Source organism: Vibrio sp. TH_r3 (genome assembly GCF_033101115.1).
GTDB lineage: Bacteria > Pseudomonadota > Gammaproteobacteria > Enterobacterales > Vibrionaceae > Vibrio.
Genome location: NZ_JAWMPW010000001.1, coordinates 284,762 through 307,900, shown reverse-complemented (window position 1 = coordinate 307,900; position 23,139 = coordinate 284,762). Strand labels below are relative to the sequence as shown.

Sequence of the window (23,139 nt, the reverse complement as noted above, 5' to 3'; positions counted from 1 at the left end):
GGTAAAAAATGAATAAAGGTGTTATAGCGCTACTTGGGCTGGCGGTTATTTTAGGTGGTTGTTCAAATAAAGTAAGTTATGGTGACGCACAAGAAGCGGAAACAACAACCATTGATTTTGGCTCAACTGATTTGCAGAAAATTGCCGGAGAAATGGTAGATAGCATGTTGATGTCGGGGTCGGTGGCTGCAATTACACAAAATGATCGTCCAATCGTATTCGTCGAACGTATTAACAACAAGACTAGCGAACATATTGATACAGAGTCTATTACCGATTCAGTCAGTACTAAAATGCTTAATTCAGGCAAGTTCCGCTTCGTTGATATGGAGCGTGTTGAGTCAGTTCGTACACAATTGAACTTTCAAAACAATGATGAGTTAGTTGATCAAAGTAGTGCCATTCAGTTTGGTAAAATGGTTGGTGCTCAGTATATGTTATACGGTAATTTAGCTAGTATTGTAAAACAGTCGGGCAATGATAAAGATGTGTACTACAAAATGACCATGCGTTTAATGGATTTAGAAACAGGGTTAATTGAATGGGCTGACGAGACTGAAATTCGTAAAAATGAATCTAAAAGCTTACTCGGATTCTAATTGAGTTACATAATATTTGCGTTTCAAAGCTGTTTTCAGCGATAAATAGCATATCTTCTGTAAAGAATAATCTATTGACGAGCAGCTTATAAAAAACAGTTTGTTGGCAATAGATGCATAGCTAATAAAAAACAGATAGCGTACGGACGTCTGTTGATAAGAGGGCGCTTGGTGAAAATGACATGGAATGAAGCTAAATCGCTTGATGAATCGTTATCTTCACTAGAGCGCTTTTTTGATCTTCCTCCTAAAATAGCGGAAATATTAACAGGAGGGTTAACAAATCGATGTTGGAAAATCACTTCACACCACAACGTACCATATGTTTGGCGCTCGGTTTCTAATCAGTTGTTTTACTTTTCTGTTTCTCGACAGAAAGAGCACCAGGTATTACAAGCGCTTAAAGAGTGTCATTTTGCTCCTGATCCCATTTACCTAAGTGATCAAGGTTTATTGGTTGAGTGGATAGAGGGCAGTGTCGGCGAAAAGTCTTTGACAGAATCACAACTTATTCGAGCACTTTGTACTATTCATGACGTAACACTCGATGATAAATCATTGCCGTTGTTCTCATTTACCGCGAAAGTCGATGGTTATTGGCATAAGCTTAATCCCAAGTTAAAAACCGCTAATCGGGAGAAAATATACAATCAGTTCAGAACATTACCTGCAATAGCCACTGTTGATCCTGTCTTGTGTCATTTTGATTTAGCTGGTTACAACATTGTCACTACAAAACAAGGTCTTAAAATCATTGATTGGGAATATGCTGCGGTAGGTGACCCGCGCATGGATCTAGCCATGGCCATCGAACTGTCCGATCTCAATATAACCACTAGCGTTGCTAGTTATTGTCAAAGAAGACAAATTGGAGCAGTAGACGATTGGATAGATGGCGTAGACCTGTGGATACCGAGAAACAAAATGATGGCGATGCTTTGGTATTTAATTGGCTATCAGCTTTGGCAAGATGTAAACTATTTAAACCAAGCAATGAAAATTGAAACGTCGTTATAGATAATTGATTTACCCTTTGATTTTAGTGGTTTTTTATATAAAAAATGACTAAACTTAATATCATTCGTAGTAGATCTATCATCGAACCGACAAGGAAAGGGGGAGTACAATGATTATTTATTTACACGGTTTTGATTCGACAAGTCCCGGCAATCACGAGAAAGTACTTCAACTCCAATTTATTGATGAAGATGTTCGTTTTATTAGTTACAGTACGCGTCATCCTAAACATGACATGGCACATCTGTTAAAAGAAGTACATAAAGCGATAGAGCAGGCAGATGATCCTCACCCAATTATCTGTGGTGTTGGGCTCGGTGGATATTGGTCTGAACGAATCGGATTTTTATGTGGAATTAAACAAGTTATTTTTAACCCGAATCTCCATCCTGCTAGCAATATGGCTGGGAAAATAGACCGTCCTGAAGAATATGATGATATTGCGACTAAATGCGTCGAAAAATACCGTATAAAAAATAAAAATCGTTGTTTGGTTATTCTTTCTAAATCAGATGAATTACTAAATAGTGAAGCAACGGCAGACGCCTTAAAAGATTATTACGATATTATTTGGGATGAAACTCAAGAGCATAAATTTAAAAAAATCTCCCAACATTTACAAGCAATTAAAGCCTTTAAACAATCTTAGGTAATAATCGTTATTATATAAATAATATTATAAAAATAGCCTCTAATATGAGGCTGTTTTTATATGTGCAATTAGATTTTATTAAGTAGTACAATAATATTAAATATCGTAGCTACAATTTAATATGAATTCGATCTAGTAGCCATTACTTAAATGCGCACCTATCATCATTTTTAATTTATTAGAGCCTGTCCCTTTAGTTGAGAGCCTGTCCCTTTAGTTGTTAAGCCCAAATCATTACTTTTGGTGCCTGTCCCTTTTACTAGTGTCTGACCTTTTATTTTTCCTTTAAAGCTTAGCGTTTGTACTTGTTACATCATAATTGGTGCCTGTCCCGTTAACATGTAAATTCTTAAAATTTTTAGCGCAGGTGTTATTTAATTAAGATGCGAATTTTGTTGTTACAATTGAGTGTTTTATGTTAACTAAAACAGGTGAAAATGTGATCTAATGCAAAAAAATCTTGCGGTCAATTATGACCGATATATAATGCAGCTATTATTTTTTCTTGATGTATATCAATAAAAATAAGTCAAATAAAAGAGTGAGCATAAAATATAGAAGCTTACCGAATATTCATCATACAAATAAAACCAACCCAACGTGGACGGCATACAGAATCCCATAACTTGAATATATTCAGGTTATTTATATTTTTAATTTACAGGAGTGCTTACATGACTCGAATTATTGTTGTCGGCGGTGGTGCTGGCGGGTTGGAGTTAGCGACCAAACTTGGAAACAAACTTGGACGCAAGAATAAAGCTGAAATAATGCTAGTAGATAGAAAAGGTAGCCATTTATGGAAACCTTTGTTGCACGAAGTGGCGACGGGATCACTTGATGAAGGTGTCGATGCCATTAGTTATCGCGCCCATGCAAAGAATCATTATTTTGATTTTCGTCTAGGTAGTTTGGAAAATATTGATCGTGAACGTAAAGTCATTACGTTAGCGGATCTAAAAGATGAGAATGGTGAAATTCTTATCCCTCAGCGAGAACTGGAGTACGACATATTGGTGATGGCTATTGGGTCAACATCTAATGACTTTAATACGCCAGGAGTGAGAGAGAATTGCATATTCTTAGATAGTCCTGAGCAAGCTCACCGCTTCCGTACTCAAATGAACAACGAGTTCTTAAGATTGCATGCAAAGGGTGAAGGTACGGTTGATATTGCTATTGTCGGGGCAGGAGCAACAGGTGTTGAGTTATCTGCTGAGTTGCATAATGCTATCAAAGAATTGAGAACGTATGGATTCGGTGATTTAGATTCAAGTCGATTGAATGTAAATTTAGTTGAAGCCGGCGAACGTATTTTACCAGCGTTACCACCAAGAATCTCATCTTCTGCTCATCAAGAGTTGACTAAGCTTGGTGTTACAGTAAGAACTGCAACAATGGTGACTAAAGCAGAAGCTGATGGGCTGACCACGAAAGATGGTGAAAAAATTCATGCACATATTATGGTTTGGGCTGCTGGAATCAAAGCGCCAGATTTTATTAAAGATATCGCAGGTTTAGAAACTAACCGCATCAATCAACTCGTGGTGACAGATACTTTGCAAACGACGCGCGACGAAAATATTTTTGCTATCGGTGACCTAGCGCAATGTACTCAGGCTGATGGTTCTTTTGTTCCACCAAGAGCACAAGCTGCTCATCAAATGGCTAGCCAAGTGTATTCGAATATTATGGCTAAGTTGAATGGTAAAACGCTTAAGCCTTATGTTTATAAGGATCATGGCTCTTTGGTTTCATTAAGTCGTTTTTCTACTGTTGGTAGTTTAATGGGTAATTTAACTAAAGGTTCGATGATGATAGAAGGGCGTATTGCTCGTGTCGTATATATTTCTTTATATCGTATGCATCAAATGGCTCTGCATGGTATGGTCAAAACGGCATTGATGATGTTGGTTGGTCGGATTAATAGAGTACTTAGACCCAATCTTAAACTTCATTAATGAAGTAATGATTATTAAGCCATGCTTAAAGCGTGGCTTTTTTTGCACTCTAAAGAGGTTATTTTTGATCAGAAAGAGAGAGTAGTAAGCCAGAATTATTTGTTTATACAAATACAAATGGTTTTAGTCAGGAATCACAGAAAAAACCAAGCCATCCTTTGCCATATTATGGTGAATAAAACGGTTTCTTGACAGACCTTCCTTATAAGCGCCACAACTTAATGCAACGTTATGACTAGCGATGTTATCCGGATGACACACTATCTCTAGTCGGGTTAATTGTAGCCTTTCAAAACTGAACGTGATTAATGCATCCAGTGCCTCTTTGGCAAAGCCATTTCGCTGGTAATCATCAGCAATCCAATAACCTAACGTAGCGGAGTTGGATATCAGATGAATCTCTGTGATTGCTACCATGCCGACAAATAAGTGGTTTTCTCGAGCAAATACACCAAAACCATAGGATAAACCTTTACTCCAATTTAGACGATTGGCTCGAATAAACTCTTGCGCATCATATTCGTTAAATTGGCAATGACACCAGTCCATCCATTGATGTAAAGAGATTGAGTGAGAAATGCGTTTGGATAAGATATAACTGTCTTGCTGGCGTAGTATTTTTAAATGCAACCGCTTGGTTAATATTTCAGTATCTGGTGTCATTATCGAGTTATCTTTGAATAAATGAAAGCGCCTTTTTGGCACTTTCATTTATAGATCTATTGCACTTTTCGTACTTGAACAATAATACCTAGCAATGGATGATCTAGGTAATGGGTCTCACTGCTTCTCATACGTCGTTTTTGTTTCATTCGATAGCTTTTAAGAAATTTTTCTTGTTGAACGATAGGCGTTATCTGTTTCATTTCACCAAATTGTACCGTATCGTCTGTTTCTGGCGAACTAACAACAATATCTTGTTCTAGGCTTTCAACCACTACATCTCTGGTTCCTGGTGCTTTTAAATCCAAAGTGGTTTCCAGAAAAAGATAATGTTGAACGTAGACTTGAAGCTCACCATCTAACTCATACAATGGGCTATCGATAGTTAGTTCATTAAACTCACCAAGGTCGCTATTTGATACATTGCGCTTCTCACTTCCATCGGTATTGAAGGAAGTAGAGTAATCTTTACCTGCTCGGATATGGAATTTGGGTGCATAGGCTTTACCTTGATCACCTTGACGCCATACTTTGTGCATTAGCACTTGGTAGCCTGCGTGTTTGTTTAGCCTAGTAACTTGGTTTGACAATTGGTAACTGTTACGAACTGAGACACCTTTGCTTTGTTTGTATGCAGTATCTTCAAAAGAGCCAACGTTAGAAAAGTCAATAGGCGGTAAATGGTTTGGCCATGATTCACTTTGTTGTTCTGGGTCGACTAATCGTTTGAAAATAATCAGCTCTATATCAAACTGCCGCGCTGCCGCAGGTAAAGAGATCAATAAGAGCAATATAGTGACCAGTTTTTTCATTTTGACTCCACAAAATTGGTTCGGTTACGTGAGCATATCTTTCTTGTACGTTTGATATTATAACTATCAAGCGCTTTTAGGCATTCTATTTTGTTGAAATTGTTCAAGCAAATCAGATATAAAGCGAATTCTTTCACGCTTATCCGTTAAAGGGACTGCAAATTTTAGTTTTGTCGGTCCTTCCATACTATATTTTTGTGAGTGTCCTTGTAACAGTTTAACTAAAAACATTGGGTTAATGTCAGCATTAGGGTAAAACTCAATATAGCCACCTTTATCATGTGCTTCGATCTTTTTAATATTAATAGCGGCAGCGTTAAGTTTCACTTCGTTAACAGATAGTAGATTCTTAGCAGCGTCCGGTAAAGAACCAAAACGGTCAATAAGCTCGACTTTCATCTCCATCAGTTGATTATGATCTTTCACGCTGGCAATTCGTTTGTACATGGACAAGCGAGTGTTTACATCCATAATATAATCGTTAGGAAGTAATGCTGGTAACCTTAATTCTACTTCAGTTTGTTCTTTCAATAAGTCATCTAATGAAGGTTCTTTGCCTTCTTTTAATGCTTCTACGGCTTGTTCTAACATTTCCATGTATAGAGTAAAGCCGACAGATTGTATCTGGCCACTCTGTTCATCACCCAGAAGTTCGCCTGCGCCGCGTATTTCAAGATCATGAGTCGCAAGGGTGAAGCCTGCTCCGAGATCTTCCAATGAGGCAATAGCATCAAGACGCTTTATGGCATCTTTGGACATGGCTTTCGGATGAGGGGTGAGTAAGTAAGCGTAAGCTTGATGGTGTGACCGACCAACACGACCACGTAATTGATGAAGCTGTGCTAGACCAAGTTTATCGGCTCTATCCATTATGATGGTATTTGCCGTTGGTACATCAATACCGGTTTCAATAATGGTTGTACAGACTAGCAAATTAAAGCGTTGATGGTAGAAGTCGTTCATTATACGTTCAAGTTCGCGTTCACGCATTTGTCCGTGAGCGGTGACGATTCTGGCCTCTGGTATTAATTTAGCCAGATCTTCTGCCACTTTATCAATTGTTTCTACTTGATTATGTAAGAAGTAAACTTGTCCTCCGCGCATAATTTCACGTAATACCGCTTCGCGTGTAACACTATCTTCGCTTTGTCGTACAAACGTTTTAATCGCTAAGCGGCGTGCGGGTGGCGTTGCAATAATCGACAGATCTCGCATGCCGCTCATTGCCATATTGAGGGTACGAGGAATAGGGGTTGCCGTTAAGGTTAAAATATCAACGTCGGCACGCATCGCTTTTACTTTTTCTTTTTGTCGAACTCCAAACCGATGCTCTTCATCGACAATAAGCAAGCCTAAATCTTTAAAAGTGATGCTATCTTGCAGAAGTTTGTGGGTGCCGATCAGAATATCAACTTTTCCATCTGCAGCATCACTAAGAATTTGTTTTTGTTCTTTAGCGGACTTAAAGCGAGAAAGTACTTCGACTCGAATAGGCAAATTCGCAAATCTATCACGGAAGTTTTCAAAATGTTGCTGTGCTAACAATGTAGTCGGGACAAGCACGGCAACTTGTTTTTCATTATCTGTGCAAACAAAAGCAGCACGCATAGCGACTTCTGTTTTACCAAAACCAACATCGCCGCAAACTAATCTATCCATTGCTTTTGGTTGGCACATATCTGACATTACAGCGTTAATAGCGGTTGCTTGGTCTTCTGTCTCTTCAAATGGGAATGTTGAGGTGAACGTCGCATATTGCCCTCGGTCTAGCTTAAACTTATAACCGGGTTTGAGTTCTCTTTTTGCATAGACGTCCAATAGTTCCGCTGCTACATCACGAACTTTTTCTGCCGCTCGTCGACGAGCCTTGGCCCACGTTTCACTGCCGAGTTTGCTAATTGGTGCGCTATCTTCTGCGCCACCAGAATAGCGACTAATGAGATTTAAAGACGCGACAGGTACATATAATTTGGCGTCATTGAGATATTCTAACGTGACATATTCGGTTTTTAATCCACCAGCCTCTAGCGTTTGTAAGCCAATATAGCGACCAATACCATGATCAATATGTACAACAGGCTGCCCTTCTTTTAGTTCGGCTAAGTGGCGAACAACAGTATCACTGTTGACGGTTTTGCGATCTTTACGGCGTCGTTGAATGACTCTGTCACCTAATAGGTCACTTTCGCAAATAAAAGCAAAGTTGGGAGCGTTATGCACAAAACCATGTTCGGTTAGACCAATGACCATTGTGTACTTTTGATCACTGCTAAGGGCTTCAGTTAGTGACCCCATTTCAATTGGTCTGAGCTTAATTCTTTGCAACAGTTCTAAAAGTGCTTCTCTGCGTCCTTCTGACTCAACAGAAAAAACGATTTGGCCATCATAGCTTTCACTAAATTGTCGCAGAGCAGCTAAAGGTTCTTTATTTTGTTGTTTAGCGTGCAGCTCTGGTAATGATTCAATGTCAGAGTTAGTTCTTCCTGCTCGAGTTTGAATTTTTTCTATCGAAAGTTGTGCGACTGGTTTTTGTTTGAAGTGAGAATAAAGCTCGTCTTTTTTTAACCATAAGTCTCGTGGTTCGAGTAGTGGACGTAATGGATCTATTTTTCTTTGTTCATATCGGTAGTCTACGTCAGCCAAAAACGTATCGATAGCCCCTTCAATATCGCCAACATTAATAAGTAATGTTTGCTCAGAAATATAGTCAAATAACGTTTCTGTATGATCGAAAAACAGAGGTTGCCAATATTCAATACCGGCAGGCCACGTGCCTTTAGTTACTTGCATGTAAATGGACTCAGGCTCGCGTCTGGCTTCAAACTTCTGTCTCCAGCGCCCTCTAAACTCTTCAATCGCTTGTTTAGATGTCGGAAATTCGTGTGCTGGTAATAAACGAATATTATCTATGGTTTCAATTGTACGTTGTGTTTCAGGATCAAAAGTACGGATGGTATCAATTTCATCATCAAAGAAGTCGATTCTATACGGATCGTTACTGCCCATTGGGAAAAGATCGATGATTGAGCCTCGGTTAGCATATTCACCGGGACCGAATACTTGGTCGACATTTCGATAACCTGATTTTTCAAGTTGAATACGGAGTTTGTCTAACGAATAAAGATCACCAGTTTTGACCATTAATGTGTGTTGCATTAGGAAATCTCGTGGAGATTGCCTTTGAAGTAATGTACTTACCGGAACAATAGTGATGCCGTTTGACTGGGTGGGCAGTTGGAAAAGTTTTGCTATACGTTCGGATATAATCTCTTGGTGAGGAGAGAAATTATCATAAGGCAACGTTTCCCAATCAGGGAAAAGACTTACTTGTGAAGGGTAAAATTGCTCTAATTCAGCCAGTAACTTTAATGCTAGTTGCGGATCAGGGACAATCAGCAATGTGTGGCCATTATGCTGCTGAGCCATTTCTGATATAGCTAAAGGTAGAGAGCCACCTATTAGGTTGCCTAGATACTTTTTGTCTCCTGCTTTACTCGGGGAGACAATGGAAAATAGTGATTTATTATTCGACATGGTTATTTATTTTGGCGGTCTATTGAACGTTGACGTAATAGTTTCTGTTGTTGATACAGAGCTGCTTTTATTAGTAGATCTTGGTCTATATCTCGAAGTCGTTGATAGGTTAAAGTGATTTGGTAACCTTGTTCTAGTTCTTCACACTCGATAACTTTAGCATAGCAATATATTGCAGCAGGAGGATGATCTAAGAAAAGTTTTACTCTTACCAATGAAGCCGTCGCTAAGGTTGTATTACTTTTATAGCTAAACTGGCTGGCACCAAAACTGCTGGTGTAGCAACGAAATTCTTCTTTATCTTGCTGCGCAAGCATAAACGTAAGCAGTAAATTTAGCTTGCCATTTTGATGATCAAGCAATTGAACAACATGTTTGAAGTCACTATTTTTTAATTCGTTCATGGCGCTTTCAGTCAAACTGTCCAGTTGACTAAATTCACTAGCAACAATAAACGGTGCAGGAACTTCCGAAATAAACTCATTTTGGCTAGGCAAAATAAAACCGCTTTCCAAAGGTTCGACATTCGCTGTCAGTTTATGGTGGACTGTGAAAAATTCTTGATGATCCATGCCTTGATTCCTTTTTGGTAACCTTTTGATTATCGTCATGTCTGGCAACATAGCAAGGAATGCTAACCATTCATTACAGAATTTTTTACTTTTTGTTTATTTCTATCACTTTGTACTCTATTTCTAGCACTTTCCGCTATAAACTGAGACAAATAATCGTTACATTAATCTCATTCTCAATACTTGGTGTGTTATCCATGTTTCATCCTGTCTCAGTATTTATCGGTTTGCGTTACCTTAGGGGTCGGTCGGGGGATCGTTTTAGTCGCTTTGTCTCTATTATGTCTACTGTCGGTATTACGATTGGTGTTATGTCTCTGGTTACTGTTCTTTCGGTAATGAATGGATTTGAATCACAGCTTAAAAGCCGTATTTTAGGTGTTCTTCCACAAGCGGTTGTTCATCAAGATAAGGAAAAAACGCAGTATAGTTCTTCTCCACCGGAGTTTTTGTCAGCAATTTCACAAGTACAACATATCGCACCGTTAGTTCGGAGTGAGGCGGTCATTCAAAGTCCCGCTCAACTGTCTGCTGGTATATTGCTTGGAATTATGCCACTAGATAATGATCCAATTGCAAATTATCTAATGGGTGGAAAACTAGAGAATTTACAAGCTGGCGACTATAAAATCTTTTTAGGGCATACGCTAGCAAGGAACATGAAAGTATCCATCGGTGATAAAGTGCGCCTGATGGTGACCAGTGCTAGCCAGTTCACTCCTTTAGGACGGATTCCTAGTCAACGTAATTTTACCGTAGCAGGGATGTTTAATACTGGTTCTGATGTTGATAGTCAGTTAATAATTGGGCATATCGAAGATGTTGGACGCTTGATGAAATATAACTCGGAGACTATGTCTGGATGGCGGTTGTTTTTTGATGACCCGTTTATTGTGTCTGAGTTATCGACAACTTCACTTCCTGATGGCTGGTTTTGGAGTGATTGGAGAGAGCAAAGAGGTGAGCTTTTTCAAGCAGTAAGAATGGAAAAAAATATGATGGGATTGATGCTTGGATTAATTATTGGTGTGGCTGCATTTAATATTATATCCGCTCTGATTATGGTAGTGATGGAAAAGCAATCTGAAGTGGCAATTTTGAAAACTCAAGGTATGACAAACAAGCAAATTTTAGCTGTGTTTATGGTGCAAGGTGCGAGTAGTGGTGTAATAGGGGCATTAGTTGGTGGTGGATTAGGTATGTTACTGGCAAGTAATTTGAACTCTATTCTTAGTACTGCGGGTGTCACGTTATTTTCGACCGGTGCCCAATTACCTATTAGTATAGAACCAATTCAAATAGTCATTGTTCTTATATCGGCAATTTTATTGAGTTTATTGGCAACGCTTTACCCTTCTTATAAGGCGTCGTCAGTTAAGCCCGCAGAAGCGTTACGGTATGAGTAGTAGTGAATAAGAACAAATTACAAACAGCGCTATGCATGATCTATTCATAACGCTGTTTGGTTTTTTTACCCTGTAGCCGACAGTTAATGTGCAACGGCCAATTTAGATTTACGCACGTTGATCATAATGGCAAGACATAATGCTCCAATACAAGCAAATGAAATAATAGTGGTGCCAAAGGTGATTCCTACCGCCAAAGCAAGCCATATGAGTCGTTCTAGTGTTGACAGATAATCGGCAAAGTAACCTTCGATACTACCAGCAAATGCAACGACTAATGCTATGGTGTAAATGGTTGCGAGTGCGAAGTCTGGTATTTGGCTACTATCGAAAATCAAGCCAGAAAACGCCATCATCAATGGAATCAAGAAGAAGCCTTGTGCCAGTTTGAATGCTTGAACGGCTGACTTCATTGGTGAAGCCTTAGCTATCCCAGCTCCTGCGAATGCGGCTAATGCGATAGGAGGGGTGACGTTAGATGTTTGGGATAACCAAAATACAATCATATGCGCTGCCAATAAGCCAACACCAAAATCAAGTAGAGTAGGGACTGCCATTATTGACAATACAATGTAAGCCGCAGTAACGGGTAACCCCATGCCTAATATTACTGCAGCTAAGGCTATTAACGCCAAAGCAGCAAATAAATGACCGCCAGAAAGAGCAATAAGGAATTGGGTAAATTGTAGTCCGATACCAGTTTGCCCGACCACACCTACCACGATACCCGCCGTTCCACACGCTAGTGATATTGGTAATGCTAATAAAGCACCTTCTTTCATTCCTTCAAAGAATAATGCCAAATTTATGCGGCTATGTTTTCTGCACAGTGATGCTAATAAAATGGCAGCACAGCCTGAAATACCAACTAGTACTGGTGAATAACTCATTAATAATAATGCGGTGATTAATACTAATGGAACAAGAAAGTGCCACCCTCGCTCAAGAACGACCTTAATCTGTTCTACACTGTCCATGCCTTTTAAGCCAAGTTTACAAGCCATAATATGCACGTAGAGTAGAGTACAAGCGAAGTAAAGAATGGCTGGCATGATTGATACCAACAGTATTTCGCTGTATGGAATCCCAGTGAACTGCGCCATAACAAATGCACCAGCGCCCATTACAGGCGGCATTATTTGCCCTCCAGTCGATGCTGCTGCTTCTATACCTGCGGCTTGCTCTGGTTTGTAGCCTAGCTTTTTCATCATTGGAATGGTGAGCGAGCCAGTTGTGACTGTATTAGCAATAGCCGAGCCAGATATTGAGCCTAATGCTGCCGATGAAATGACACTGGCTTTAGCTGGGCCGCCTCTATATTTTCCGGCAATAGAAAATGCACTATCAATAAAGAACTTTCCCGCTCCTGTTACTTGCAAAAAAGCACCGAATAACACAAAGATAAAGACCACCCCAGCGGCAATCGCTAGCGGTGCACCATAGACTCCATTAGTCGAATAAATATGGAAACGAATAATATCTTCTAACGGAAACCCGTTGCTCGCGATTTGATCTGGTAAATAATTACCAAACATAGCGTAGGCGAGAAAGATTAACGCAATTGCTACCATAATTAGCCCAACGGTACGCCGAGTGGCTTCTAACAGTAGTACGATAATGATGCATCCGGCTAATTTGTCATAACCGATGATCCCGTCTAGTAAAAAGGTAATGTCATCGTAGTCAAAGGATGCAATACGCCATGTGGCCCAAAATGCGAGAACGCAACAGGTTAAGTCGATAATTCGACCAATTAAATATAGTAAAGGACTATATTGTTTGGATACGATTGGGTGAGAGAGAAACACTAGAATAATCACCCAGCTAAGGTGTATGGGACGAAATATTGGTGCAGATATATCAGCAGTTATTCCCTGCCAAATCTGAAATACAGACAAGGCGATAGCCGCAATAGCGGCTATTTTTATGGATGATTCGACCAGAAACTGCTGAATGGATAAAGCTTGTCGCATAAAATACTCCACTCTTTTTATACTTATTTTAAACCAGATGTTAGACCTATAGTGTATCTACTCAGTCATATTTCATGCTAATAAGTGGATAGTCATATAGGTCGGGTATCGGTTTATTTCGACTGTTCGTCGAAATATTTTTGTGCACCAGCATGAATCGGTACACCGCTAAGCTTATGCATGTTTTCTAGCGTTGTATACTGCGTTACTTTGATAGCTTGGCGTATTTGATCTATATTTTCGAACATAGATTTGGTCATTTTATAGATCAGGTCTTCATCAGTGTTTTTGTTTACAACTAATACGTTCCATACTGCTGGAGTATTAAATTTAGGAACATTATTGTAGCTATTAGCAGGGATTTCTAACGGTTGGAAAGATGGGATCTCTTTAGCTATTGCCGCAAGTTGATCTGGTGTAAAAGAGATCATTTTAATATCACGAGTGAGTGCCAATTCTGTCACCGCACCCACACCTAAACTACCAACAATAACTCCAGCATCAATTTGTCCATTGGCTAATGCAGAGGTCGTAGCCGTGTAGTTTAAACTTTGAGATTTTAAGTCACTTTCATCGATGCCTAAAACAGATAAAATACCGATAGCACTGGTTCGAGTACCTGAGCCTGGCGCACCCAGTGATACTTTTTTACCTTTTAGATCTTCAATATTGGTAATGTCTGAATCAGCGGGCACCATGAAGTGCACTACGTTTGGATATAATGCAGAGATAACAGCAACATCCATTTTGCGTGGGAAAGGCTTAATACCTTGGTGGGCTTTTTCCACTACGCTACCCATCGCGATCCCTGCTAACTGTTTAGATGTGGCAACTTTTATGCTGTTTTCTACGGAACCTGCGGTAACTTCCGCTCTCATATTGAAATCAGGAAGAGTTTCGCCCCAAACTTTGGCTAATGTCCCTCCTAATGGATAGTAAGTGCCGCTTTGACTGCCAGTACCAATTGTATAATTTTCAGCAAAAGCAGAGAACGAGAGTATTCCTGAAGCGACAAGCGTTAGAAGCTTTTTATTAATTGCCATCATGTTACATTTCCTTTTGTATCAATAACGAATGATTGAGAGCAGAGAATAGACTGGATTCAACCATTTAACTTATAACACTTTAGTCTATATACCAGCATTTACATAGGTGCAAGTTTTGTGTATTCAAGCGTCTTTATATATCAAAACGCCTCGCAGAATATCTATAATTGGTCAGTCTATCCGTGCTATCATTATTTATAACACTTTGTTTTAACTTGGTCATATATGGCTGCTCTAGATGTGAATTACCTATTAAAATGCGAATCAATTAGTAAGATATACCGAGAAGGCGCGATGGAGACTGAAGTTTTAAAAGGCGTCAGTTTTTCAATGCAGCACGCTGAGCTTGTTTCTATTATTGGTACATCGGGTTCCGGAAAAAGTACTCTATTGCATATTTTAGGTGCGCTTGACGATGCAACTCGAGGTACGGTTGAATTCTTAGGACAAAATTTGGCTAGCCTCAGTGCGAATAAACAAGCAAAAGTCAGAAATCAACATATTGGTTTTGTTTATCAATTTCATCATCTTCTCGCTGATTTTTCAGCTCTGGAAAATGTAGCTATGCCGTTATTAATTGCTGGCGAATCAGCAAATATAGCCAAACAGCAAGCTGCCGAGCTACTGGCTAAAGTAGGCTTGTCACATCGCGTTGAACACAGACCATCTGAACTTTCTGGCGGAGAAAGGCAACGAGTAGCAATCGCTCGAGCCTTAGTTAACAAGCCAAACTTAGTACTAGCGGATGAACCAACTGGTAATTTAGACCACGCTACTGCTCTATCAATTTATGATTTAATGCGTCAGTTAAACCGTGAATCAGGGACTGCTTTTTTAGTGGTTACGCATGATGGCGAATTGGCCGGAAAAATGGATAAACAGCTTCATATGAAAGATGGTTTGTTAACCAATACTGCTCAGACTATGAATACATCGGAGGTTTGATTTGTTTTCTTCCCTCTCTTTCTTGATTGGTCGTCGTTTTAGTGGTGGTAAGCAGCGCAACAAAATGGTGTCATTTATTTCGATTTCTTCCACTCTTGGTATTGCTGTTGGCGTTGCTGTTATTATTATCGGCCTTTCAGCAATGAATGGATTTGAGAGAGAACTGAATAATCGCGTCTTGTCCGTTGTGCCTCATGGTGAATTTGAAGGCGTGAATGGCCATATCGATCAATGGCAACGAGTGATGCAACAGGCACTTTCGCACGACAATGTTACCGGTTCTGCTCCTTACGTTCGATTTACTGCTCTTGCTGAACGTGGGCAAAATATTAAAGCAATAGAAGTAAGAGGGATTGAACCTGCGTTAGAACCAACCGTGTCTAGTTTAGTGGAATTTATACCGACAAAAACATGGCAAAATTTTCAGGCAGGCCAAAGACAAGTAATTTTAGGTAAAGGCGTTGCTGATAACTTGGGACTTACGCAAGGCGATTCGATAACATTGTTGATTCCTTCGTCAACTGCTTCAGTTAATAAAGTACAAGCGCCGAAAAGAGTCAGGGTTAGTGTTGCAGGGTTACTAACACTCGGCGGACAGATTGATCATTCTTTAGCCTTAGTTCCTTTAAAAGACGCGCAAGAGTATGCCAAGTTAGGTACATCGGTTACTGGCGTTGCTATAAAAACAAATGATGTTTTTAATGCACCTTTATATGTTAGGCAAATAGGTAATCAATTAGATAGCTATGTGTACTTAAAGAGCTGGAAGCAAAAATACGGTTTTCTTTATCGAGATATCCAATTAGTTCGTACTATCATGTACTTAGTTATGGTGCTTGTTATTGGGGTTGCTTGCTTTAATATTGTCTCGACCTTGATGATGGCAGTGAAAGATAGAGCGTCAGAAATAGCAATACTGCGTACAATGGGAGCAACAGACGGTTTAATTCGACGTATATTTATTTGGTTAGGCGTATTATCAGGGGTTCTAGGTAGTATTCTCGGTAGTCTTGTTGGAGTGATGGTTGCTTTAAATTTAACCGCGTTAATTACCGGATTAGAGCGCTTAATCGGACATGAGTTCTTATCTGGCGATATCTATTTTGTCGATTTTCTTCCTTCTCAAGTGAGTAGCTTCGATGTTTCAATAGTATCTGGTACCGCCATTGTATTGAGTTTATTAGCGACATGGTACCCTGCAACCAAAGCGAGTCAAATGAATCCTGCCCGAGTACTAAGCTCAAAGTAATAATGAATCAATGCAACGATAAATCATAACCAATGAAGTGATAAAAAAGAGAAGTGACCTTCGGTCAGCTTCTCTTTTTTATATTCAAGTTACTCTTTTTTATCAAACGTTCGTAAAGTGTCTCGCATGAATTGGTTTTTTAGCTACAGCGAAACGTATAAACGGTTATCTTATCTGTCTCTGCTGCCAACTTCTCACAACTGAATAACGCCATAAACCACGTATACCGAAATAACCAATGGTAGCAGCAATCGCACCGCAAATGAGGCAACCTAACAGAAACGGTGGTCCTATGGTGCTCATTTGATTGATTAAAAAGTCCCAAGAGAGTTCAAAGTGAAAACCTTGCCGAGGGACATGCATAATACGGGCACCTACCTTATAACAGCCATAAAACATAATAGGCATAGTAATAGGGTTACTTATCCAAACTAAAGCAACGGCTAATGGGAGATTGACACCTAACAAGATAGCCATTCCAGCTGACATGATCATTTGGCTTGGTAATGGGACAAAAGCAATAAATAGCCCTAGAGCAAACGCCCCCGACGCTGAACGTCTATTTAGGCACCATAAGTTGGGATTATAAAGCACATTGCCGAATATCTTTAACGCCTTTTGGCGTTTGATCACTTCGGGATTTGGCATGAAGCGCTGTATGAACTTTCTTGGCATTGCGACAATGACTCTCTTTAGCTATCACTGGAATATTGTTGTTTTTATTGTGACCACACTGACTTTTCAATACTGGCCATCTCCTCCAGTTATTCACAGTGTTGTCCTACTATTAGTGCTTGTTATAGCAAGTTATCAAACATCGCAGCTGTACTGGTCGCGAGGTCTTTTATTCGCACTAATTTTTGTTTCTATACATAGTTACTATTTTCAGCTGAAGATAGACACTGCTTTCCGTGTTGATAATGATACTACCATAGTTGCACGAGTTGACAGCTTTTTTAGAAAAATAACTCGTGGTAACGAATACATAGTTAGATTTGAATCAATTAATGGAGAGAAAATACCTTTCTTTAGCCAGCCCTCGGTAAAGATAGTTACCCCTGAATCTTTGCAAATGTTATTCGGCGAACGGTGGAAGCTTCAAGTAAAGATTAAGCCAGTATATGGTCGCCTCAACGAAGCTGGCTTTGACCAAGAACGGCATTTTATCAGTCTAGGGTTACATGCAAAAGGACAGGTTTTAGGTCAAGGTTCAGCAACACGTTGGCAACTATCTTCTTCATGGCGATTAAAATTGTATCAAAAAGTACGTCAACATATTAAAGGCACAACGAATCACGCGATATTGTTGGCGCTAAGCTTTGGTGACCGCAGCCTGTTAACAACAGAACATTGGCAACAGCTTAAAAATAGTGGATTGACTCACCTAGTGGCTATATCTGGTTTACACATCGGTATTGCTTTTATTTTAGGCTGGAAAATTGGCATTATAGCTCGTCTTGTCGTGCCTCATTGGTTAAGTGCTCCTCTGGTTTTTGCGTTAGTGACGGCAAGCAGCTATGCATGGTTGGCTGGTTTTAGCTTACCGACATTACGTGCGTTATACATGTGTGGTTTATTTGGTTTTTTTTCTTATTTCCGATTAAAAATTAGTGCAATAAGTGTTTTGTTATTGGTCATGGCTATTTTACTGTTGCTAGATCCTTTTTCTGCGCTTTCAGCGAGTTTTTGGCTCTCTTTTTTGTCCGTTGGTGCCATTTATATTTTATCAACATTTCGCTCTTTATATCAGATGAACTTGTTAAAAAAAGCGATAATCATGCAACTGCTTCTCACCGCAATTATGTTACCTACAAGCGCATTGATTTTTAATGGGTTTAGCCTCAGTTCTTGCTTATATAACTGGATTTTTATCCCTTGGTTTAGTTTGCTCGTTGTCCCATGTATTTTCGTTGCACTTGGATGTTCTCTAGTGCTGCCATTTGCTGCTGCCAATATATGGCAATTGGTTGATTTACTATTGATTCCTGTAAGCTGGAGTATTTCATTGGCCAATATGAGCTGGATAAATATTGGTTATCAGTACGCCTTGTTATTTTCAGCATTAATAGTATTTAGTCTAATGAAGCCTTTGCTTACTGGAGTATCCTCAGTTTTATTAGGTCTAACGTTAACGTTTATTGTCTTAAGTCTAGGGTTAAAATCTGAGTCGGAGTGGCAATTATCTATACTCGATGTTGGACATGGTTTAGCTATCTTGGTTAAAAAGAATCGGTCCTATTTACTCTATGATACTGGAAATAAATGGGAAAATGGTAGTATTGCAGAATCGGTCATTGAGCCAGTTTTAAGATATCGTGGCGTGAATAGATTAGATATGTTTGTTCTAAGTCATACTGATTCGGACCACGCTGGTGGAAAAGACTATATTGAGCAGGTGTTTAACCCTAGTTTAAAACTAAGTAGTCAAGCTATTAGTGGTTACCTTCCTTGTGTCGATGGACAAATATGGAATTGGCAAGGACTGACGATTTCTGCACTATGGCCACCTCGAATAGTTGAACGAGCGTATAACCCACATTCTTGTGTTATTAAAATTTCTGATGGTGTTTCTAGTATTCTGCTTACTGGGGATGTAGAGACTATCGGTGAGTTGCTGTTGGCACAAACTCCTTCCAGAATAAAATCAGATATTATGATCGTTCCACACCATGGCAGTAAAACTTCTTCAACTGCACTATTTCTAGATGCGATAAACCCAAAACTAGCGGTTGCTTCAGTTTCTAAAGGAAATCAATGGAATTTGCCGCACCATAAGATCTTGGAAAGATACGAGAATAGAGAGATTATTTGGTTAGATACAGGAAGTGAAGGTCAAATAACCATCGATTTAAATGATTCGGGTTGGCAAATAACAACGGAAAGGCAAGCACAATCATTGCATTGGTATAGGCAGAAACTCCGTAAAAGAGTAGAATGACAAGTTAATTACCCTAATAAAATAATGTGTTCCTATGTCTGAAAATCATGATGAGACAACCTTACAAACATTCAAACGTTTGTGGGTGTATATTCGAAACTATAAAGCTGGTCTTATCGTTGCTGTTTTTGCGTTAGCTATAAATGCGATAGCTGATACTTATATGATCTCGTTGCTCAAACCACTTTTAGATGAGGGATTTGGTAGCGCAGAATCTGATTTTCTTAAAGTACTGCCCTTAATCATTCTGGGTACTATGGTTGTGCGAGGACTAAGTGGTTTTGTTTCTGATTATTGCTTGAGTTGGGTGTCTGGCAATGTCGTTATGACTATTCGCCGTAAATTATTTAATCACTTTATGCATATGCCTGTCGCCTTTTTCGATCGTGAATCGACAGGTGCTTTATTGTCACGCATTACCTATGATTCTGAACAAGTTTCCGCTGCAACTAGTAAAGCACTAGTGAGTATCGTTCGAGAAGGTGTGAGTATTATTGGTTTATTATTTTTGATGTTTTGGAATAGTTGGCAATTGTCGATTGTACTATTGGCCGTTGCACCGCTAGTTGCTTTTGCTATTAGCATAGTATCTAAGCGTTTTCGTAAAATCTCTAAGAACATGCAATCGGCTATGGGCGTAGTTTCCACTTCTTCTGAACAGATGCTCAAAGGTCATAAAGTAGTATTAAGTTATGGTGGACAAGAGATCGAAAAAAATCGCTTTGATAAAGTCAGTAATTCTATGCGTCAGCAGAGTATGAAGCTGGTCGCTGCACAAGCAATGGCTAATCCTATTATTCAGCTTATCGCTTCGATTGCCATTGTGGTTGTACTTTACCTAGCTAGCATTGATTCGATTAGAAGCGAACTTACTCCAGGTACTTTTGGTGTGGTGTTCTCGGCAATGTTTGGCATGATGAGACCACTTAAAGCTTTAACTAATGTTACCTCGCAATTTCAACGAGGTATGGCGGCTAGTCAAACCTTGTTTGCTCTTATGGACCTAGAACCAGAACTTAATACAGGAACTCGTCGAGTAACACGCGCAGAAGGCAATGTTTCGATTAAAAATGTGTCATTTACTTATCAAGGTAAAGAAAAACCCGCTTTAGATGGTATAACCTTTGATATGCCAAAAGGAAAAACGATTGCTCTTGTTGGGCGTTCGGGTTCAGGTAAAAGTACAATCGCTAATTTGTTTACTCGCTTTTATGATGTAGATGATGGCGTGATTTCACTCGATGGCCATAATATTCAAGAGTACACACTTGGTAATTTGCGTTCTCAATTTGCTCTCGTATCGCAAAATGTGCACCTATTCAATGATACGATTGCCAACAATATAGCCTACGCAGCAGAGAATGATTACAGCCGAGCGCAAATAGAAAAAGCCGCAGAGCAGGCACATGCGATGGAATTTATTAATAGAATGCCAGATGGTTTGGATACGGTTATTGGTGAAAACGGCGCGAGTTTGTCCGGTGGACAACGTCAACGTATAGCAATTGCACGCGCTTTGCTGCGCGATGCGCCTATTTTAATCTTAGATGAAGCAACATCTGCATTAGATACTGAGTCTGAAAAAGCTATTCAAGCTGCATTAGAAGAATTACAGAAAGATAAAACAGTATTGGTTATTGCCCACCGTTTATCGACAATTGAACAAGCCGATCAAATTCTTGTCGTCGATGAAGGTAAAATAATTGAACGAGGTTCACACGCAGAACTCATTGAGAATGATGGGGCGTACGCGCAATTGCATCGTATCCAGTTTGGTGGTTGAGGATGGTGGAAAAAATTTGGTTTGAAAATCATTTTTTAGGTGTACTGTTATGGCCGATTTTGTGGCCTCTAAGTTACTTGTTTAAATGGATTGCCAATTCTAGGCGAGATAAATTCCTTCAAAAGCAAACCAATAGTTATCGTGCACCTGTTCCAGTTGTTGTTGTTGGTAATATTACTGCAGGTGGAAATGGTAAAACTCCAGTTGTTATATGGTTGGTTGAGACGTTATTGCAAGCAGGTTTACGGCCTGCTGTTGTATCAAGAGGGTATGGAGGCAAGACGCAACGATATCCATTACTTGTGGATGAAGATATATCGACTACAGAAAGTGGTGATGAAGCTAATCTGATTTTTCAAAGGACTGGTGTACCCGTCGTGGTTGACCCTATCCGTGCCAACGCGGTAAAAAAAGCACTCAATTACGATATAGACCTTATTATTACTGACGATGGATTACAACATTACGCTTTGGATAGAGATATCGAGATAGTGGTGGTAGACGGTTACCGCCGTTTTGGTAATCAATGCTACATGCCACTTGGCCCTTTAAGAGAAGGGCTAGATAGACTAAACAGTGTCGATTTTATTATTAACAACGGTGGCTCCGCTCAACATGGCGAATTGTCTATGGCCTTAACTCCCGGTTTAGCCGTAAACTTAGTCACGGGAGAACAGCGTGCCGTGAGTTCTTTGTATAAGCTTGTCGCCATTGCTGCTATCGGTAATCCTCGTCGTTTTTTTAATACACTTGATTCATTGGGAGCGCAAGTAATAAAACAACAAAGTTTTATTGATCATCAGGATTTTAAACAATCTGAATTAGATGAATTGGGGCGTTTGGGTAGTCATTTAATTATGACTGAAAAAGATGCGGTAAAATGTTCTTCGTATGCAAAAAATAATTGGTGGTACCTTCCTGTTACTGCTAGCTTTAGTCATCACGAAGAAAAAAATATAATTGATAAAATATTAAAAGTTAGGGAAGAATATGGATCACCGTCTGCTTGAGATTGTCGCTTGTCCTATTTGTAAAGGTAAGCTTATATTTGATGCTGAAAAACAAGAATTAATCTGTAAATTTGATCGCTTAGCTTATCCGATTAAAGAGGGTATACCTGTTTTATTGGAATCAGAGGCTCGTATCATGGAAGTGGAAGAGGCGAGATAATGTCATTTACTGTTATCATTCCTGCTCGTTATCAATCTAGTCGTTTACCTGGCAAACCACTAGCTGATATAGGCGGTAAACCTATGATTCAATGGGTTTATGAGCAAGCTTTAAAGTCTGGTGCCGAGCGAGTTATTATTGCAACAGATGATGAACGAGTTGAGGCTAAGGCGCGAGAGTTTGGTGCCCAGGTGTGTATGACATCCCCGACACACGAGTCTGGTACTGAGCGTTTGGCTGAAGTCATAGATAAAATGAATATTGAGAAAGATCATATTATTGTTAATGTTCAAGGTGATGAACCACTTATTCCTCCAGCTATCATTAGTCAGGTTGCTGATAATTTAGCCAGTAATAATGCTGCTCCAATGGCTACGTTAGCGGTAGAAATAGAGCATGAAGAGGAAGTGTTTAATCCCAATGCTGTTAAGGTAGTGACAGACGCTGATGGTTTTGCTCTCTATTTTAGCCGTGCTTCAATCCCTTGGGACAGAGATAACTTTTCAGCAGAAAACAAACGCATCCTTCAACCATTATTAAGACATGTTGGTATTTATGCGTATCGGGCTGGGTTTATAGATACTTACATTAATTGGCAACCGAGTGTATTAGAAAAAATTGAATGCTTAGAGCAGCTCCGCGTTCTTTGGTATGGCGAAAAAATCCATGTGGCCGTAGCAAAAGAGAACCCAGTTGCTGGTGTTGATACACCAGAGGATTTAGAACAGGTTAGACGTATTGTGGCTAAATCTTGATTGTGTGTTTGGTGCTTATGTTGGTTGTGGCACCAATTTTGAGCACAATATTATGTTGAAAAAA

Annotated in this window: 19 protein-coding genes; 12 read left to right on the top strand and 7 right to left on the bottom strand. The window is 39.5% G+C overall.

Going from position 1 to position 23,139, the window contains the following annotated elements:
* Positions 1–8 precede the first annotated feature (8 nt).
* The 4 genes from lpoB (at position 9) to R3X26_RS01310 (ending at position 4,229) form a co-directional block, all read left to right on the top strand.
* Entirely contained in the window at positions 9–599 is a 591-nt protein-coding gene (lpoB, locus tag R3X26_RS01325; protein WP_317715312.1) for a penicillin-binding protein activator LpoB, read from the top strand.
* Between the two features lie 177 nt (positions 600–776).
* Positions 777–1,616 carry a phosphotransferase gene (locus tag R3X26_RS01320; RefSeq protein WP_317715311.1) on the top strand — a complete coding sequence of 280 codons (840 nt, stop codon included), beginning with the start codon at positions 777–779 and terminating at the stop codon, positions 1,614–1,616.
* A 109-nt stretch (positions 1,617–1,725) separates the two neighbouring features.
* On the top strand, positions 1,726–2,265 hold the full coding sequence (gene ycfP, locus R3X26_RS01315; protein WP_317715310.1) for an alpha/beta hydrolase YcfP: 540 nt from the start codon (positions 1,726–1,728) through the stop codon (positions 2,263–2,265).
* A gap of 677 nt (positions 2,266–2,942) precedes the next feature.
* Positions 2,943–4,229, top strand: coding sequence for an NAD(P)/FAD-dependent oxidoreductase (locus tag R3X26_RS01310; protein ID WP_317715309.1), 1,287 nt, complete (start codon positions 2,943–2,945; stop codon positions 4,227–4,229).
* Positions 4,230–4,352: 123 nt separating this feature from the next.
* On the opposite strand, the gene R3X26_RS01305 is transcribed toward R3X26_RS01310, so the two are convergent.
* The 4 genes from R3X26_RS01305 to R3X26_RS01290 form a co-directional block, all read right to left on the bottom strand.
* Entirely contained in the window at positions 4,353–4,892 is a 540-nt protein-coding gene (locus tag R3X26_RS01305; protein ID WP_317715537.1) for a GNAT family protein, read from the bottom strand.
* A 56-nt stretch (positions 4,893–4,948) separates the two neighbouring features.
* Complete coding sequence (locus R3X26_RS01300) at positions 4,949–5,704, bottom strand: peptidoglycan binding protein CsiV (protein WP_317715308.1); 756 nt, start codon at positions 5,702–5,704, stop codon at positions 4,949–4,951.
* A 66-nt stretch (positions 5,705–5,770) separates the two neighbouring features.
* A complete protein-coding gene (gene mfd, locus R3X26_RS01295; RefSeq protein WP_317715307.1) occupies positions 5,771–9,238 on the bottom strand; it encodes a transcription-repair coupling factor in 3,468 nt (1,155 codons plus the stop codon).
* Positions 9,239–9,240: 2 nt separating this feature from the next.
* Positions 9,241–9,810, bottom strand: coding sequence for a PilZ domain-containing protein (locus R3X26_RS01290; protein WP_317715306.1), 570 nt, complete (start codon positions 9,808–9,810; stop codon positions 9,241–9,243).
* 197 nt (positions 9,811–10,007) lie between these two features.
* Between R3X26_RS01290 and lolC the strand changes: the two genes are divergently transcribed.
* Entirely contained in the window at positions 10,008–11,216 is a 1,209-nt protein-coding gene (gene lolC, locus R3X26_RS01285; RefSeq protein ID WP_317715305.1) for a lipoprotein-releasing ABC transporter permease subunit LolC, read from the top strand.
* 83 nt (positions 11,217–11,299) lie between these two features.
* On the opposite strand, the gene R3X26_RS01280 is transcribed toward lolC, so the two are convergent.
* The gene (locus R3X26_RS01280; RefSeq protein WP_317715304.1) at positions 11,300–13,189 is read right to left on the bottom strand and encodes a TRAP transporter fused permease subunit; all 1,890 of its coding nucleotides are present in this window, start codon (positions 13,187–13,189) and stop codon (positions 11,300–11,302) included.
* Positions 13,190–13,302: 113 nt separating this feature from the next.
* Entirely contained in the window at positions 13,303–14,232 is a 930-nt protein-coding gene (locus R3X26_RS01275) for a TAXI family TRAP transporter solute-binding subunit (protein ID WP_317715536.1), read from the bottom strand.
* 228 nt (positions 14,233–14,460) lie between these two features.
* On the opposite strand from R3X26_RS01275, the gene lolD reads away from it, so the two are divergent.
* Positions 14,461–15,180, top strand: coding sequence for a lipoprotein-releasing ABC transporter ATP-binding protein LolD (gene lolD, locus R3X26_RS01270; protein WP_411572373.1), 720 nt, complete (start codon positions 14,461–14,463; stop codon positions 15,178–15,180).
* A 1-nt stretch (position 15,181) separates the two neighbouring features.
* Complete coding sequence (gene lolE / locus R3X26_RS01265) at positions 15,182–16,429, top strand: lipoprotein-releasing ABC transporter permease subunit LolE (protein WP_317715303.1); 1,248 nt, start codon at positions 15,182–15,184, stop codon at positions 16,427–16,429.
* A 165-nt stretch (positions 16,430–16,594) separates the two neighbouring features.
* Here the strand turns inward: lolE and R3X26_RS01260 are convergent, their stop codons facing one another.
* Positions 16,595–17,104 (bottom strand): DUF2062 domain-containing protein, encoded by a 510-nt coding sequence (locus R3X26_RS01260; protein WP_317715302.1) that lies wholly within the window; start codon positions 17,102–17,104, stop codon positions 16,595–16,597.
* Here R3X26_RS01260 and R3X26_RS01255 point away from each other — a divergent pair.
* Genes R3X26_RS01255 through kdsB form a run of 5 tightly spaced genes read left to right on the top strand, consistent with a single transcriptional unit; the run spans position 17,088 to position 23,075 of the window.
* The gene (locus tag R3X26_RS01255) at positions 17,088–19,367 is read left to right on the top strand and encodes a DNA internalization-related competence protein ComEC/Rec2 (protein ID WP_317715301.1); all 2,280 of its coding nucleotides are present in this window, start codon (positions 17,088–17,090) and stop codon (positions 19,365–19,367) included. The genes R3X26_RS01260 and R3X26_RS01255 overlap by 17 nt on opposite strands.
* A gap of 34 nt (positions 19,368–19,401) precedes the next feature.
* The gene (gene msbA / locus R3X26_RS01250; RefSeq protein WP_317715300.1) at positions 19,402–21,150 is read left to right on the top strand and encodes a lipid A ABC transporter ATP-binding protein/permease MsbA; all 1,749 of its coding nucleotides are present in this window, start codon (positions 19,402–19,404) and stop codon (positions 21,148–21,150) included.
* 2 nt (positions 21,151–21,152) lie between these two features.
* Positions 21,153–22,160 (top strand): tetraacyldisaccharide 4'-kinase, encoded by a 1,008-nt coding sequence (gene lpxK, locus R3X26_RS01245; protein WP_317715299.1) that lies wholly within the window; start codon positions 21,153–21,155, stop codon positions 22,158–22,160.
* Positions 22,141–22,320: a Trm112 family protein gene (locus tag R3X26_RS01240; protein ID WP_317715298.1), complete on the top strand. Its 180-nt coding sequence runs from the start codon at positions 22,141–22,143 to the stop codon at positions 22,318–22,320. Before lpxK ends, R3X26_RS01240 begins: the two co-directional genes overlap by 20 nt.
* Positions 22,320–23,075, top strand: a complete 756-nt coding sequence (gene kdsB, locus R3X26_RS01235; protein WP_317715297.1) for a 3-deoxy-manno-octulosonate cytidylyltransferase — start codon at positions 22,320–22,322, stop codon at positions 23,073–23,075. The genes R3X26_RS01240 and kdsB overlap by 1 nt, the downstream gene beginning before the upstream one ends.
* Positions 23,076–23,139: the final 64 nt, after the last annotated feature.

Excerpts from the sequence above, each read along its gene's own strand:
- lpoB (WP_317715312.1), top strand. The coding sequence starts at position 9 with ATGAATAAAGGTGTTATAGCGCTACTTGGGCTGGCGGTTATTTTAGGT.
- R3X26_RS01320 (WP_317715311.1), top strand. The coding sequence starts at position 777 with ATGACATGGAATGAAGCTAAATCGCTTGATGAATCGTTATCTTCACTA.
- ycfP (WP_317715310.1), top strand. The coding sequence starts at position 1,726 with ATGATTATTTATTTACACGGTTTTGATTCGACAAGTCCCGGCAATCAC.
- R3X26_RS01310 (WP_317715309.1), top strand. The coding sequence starts at position 2,943 with ATGACTCGAATTATTGTTGTCGGCGGTGGTGCTGGCGGGTTGGAGTTA.
- R3X26_RS01305 (WP_317715537.1), bottom strand. The coding sequence starts at position 4,892 with ATGACACCAGATACTGAAATATTAACCAAGCGGTTGCATTTAAAAATA.
- R3X26_RS01300 (WP_317715308.1), bottom strand. The coding sequence starts at position 5,704 with ATGAAAAAACTGGTCACTATATTGCTCTTATTGATCTCTTTACCTGCG.
- mfd (WP_317715307.1), bottom strand. The coding sequence starts at position 9,238 with ATGTCGAATAATAAATCACTATTTTCCATTGTCTCCCCGAGTAAAGCA.
- R3X26_RS01290 (WP_317715306.1), bottom strand. The coding sequence starts at position 9,810 with ATGGATCATCAAGAATTTTTCACAGTCCACCATAAACTGACAGCGAAT.
- lolC (WP_317715305.1), top strand. The coding sequence starts at position 10,008 with ATGTTTCATCCTGTCTCAGTATTTATCGGTTTGCGTTACCTTAGGGGT.
- R3X26_RS01280 (WP_317715304.1), bottom strand. The coding sequence starts at position 13,189 with ATGCGACAAGCTTTATCCATTCAGCAGTTTCTGGTCGAATCATCCATA.
- R3X26_RS01275 (WP_317715536.1), bottom strand. The coding sequence starts at position 14,232 with ATGGCAATTAATAAAAAGCTTCTAACGCTTGTCGCTTCAGGAATACTC.
- lolD (WP_411572373.1), top strand. The coding sequence starts at position 14,461 with ATGGCTGCTCTAGATGTGAATTACCTATTAAAATGCGAATCAATTAGT.
- R3X26_RS01255 (WP_317715301.1), top strand. The coding sequence starts at position 17,088 with ATGAACTTTCTTGGCATTGCGACAATGACTCTCTTTAGCTATCACTGG.
- R3X26_RS01260 (WP_317715302.1), bottom strand. The coding sequence starts at position 17,104 with ATGCCAAGAAAGTTCATACAGCGCTTCATGCCAAATCCCGAAGTGATC.
- msbA (WP_317715300.1), top strand. The coding sequence starts at position 19,402 with ATGTCTGAAAATCATGATGAGACAACCTTACAAACATTCAAACGTTTG.
- lpxK (WP_317715299.1), top strand. The coding sequence starts at position 21,153 with ATGGTGGAAAAAATTTGGTTTGAAAATCATTTTTTAGGTGTACTGTTA.
- R3X26_RS01240 (WP_317715298.1), top strand. The coding sequence starts at position 22,141 with ATGGATCACCGTCTGCTTGAGATTGTCGCTTGTCCTATTTGTAAAGGT.
- kdsB (WP_317715297.1), top strand. The coding sequence starts at position 22,320 with ATGTCATTTACTGTTATCATTCCTGCTCGTTATCAATCTAGTCGTTTA.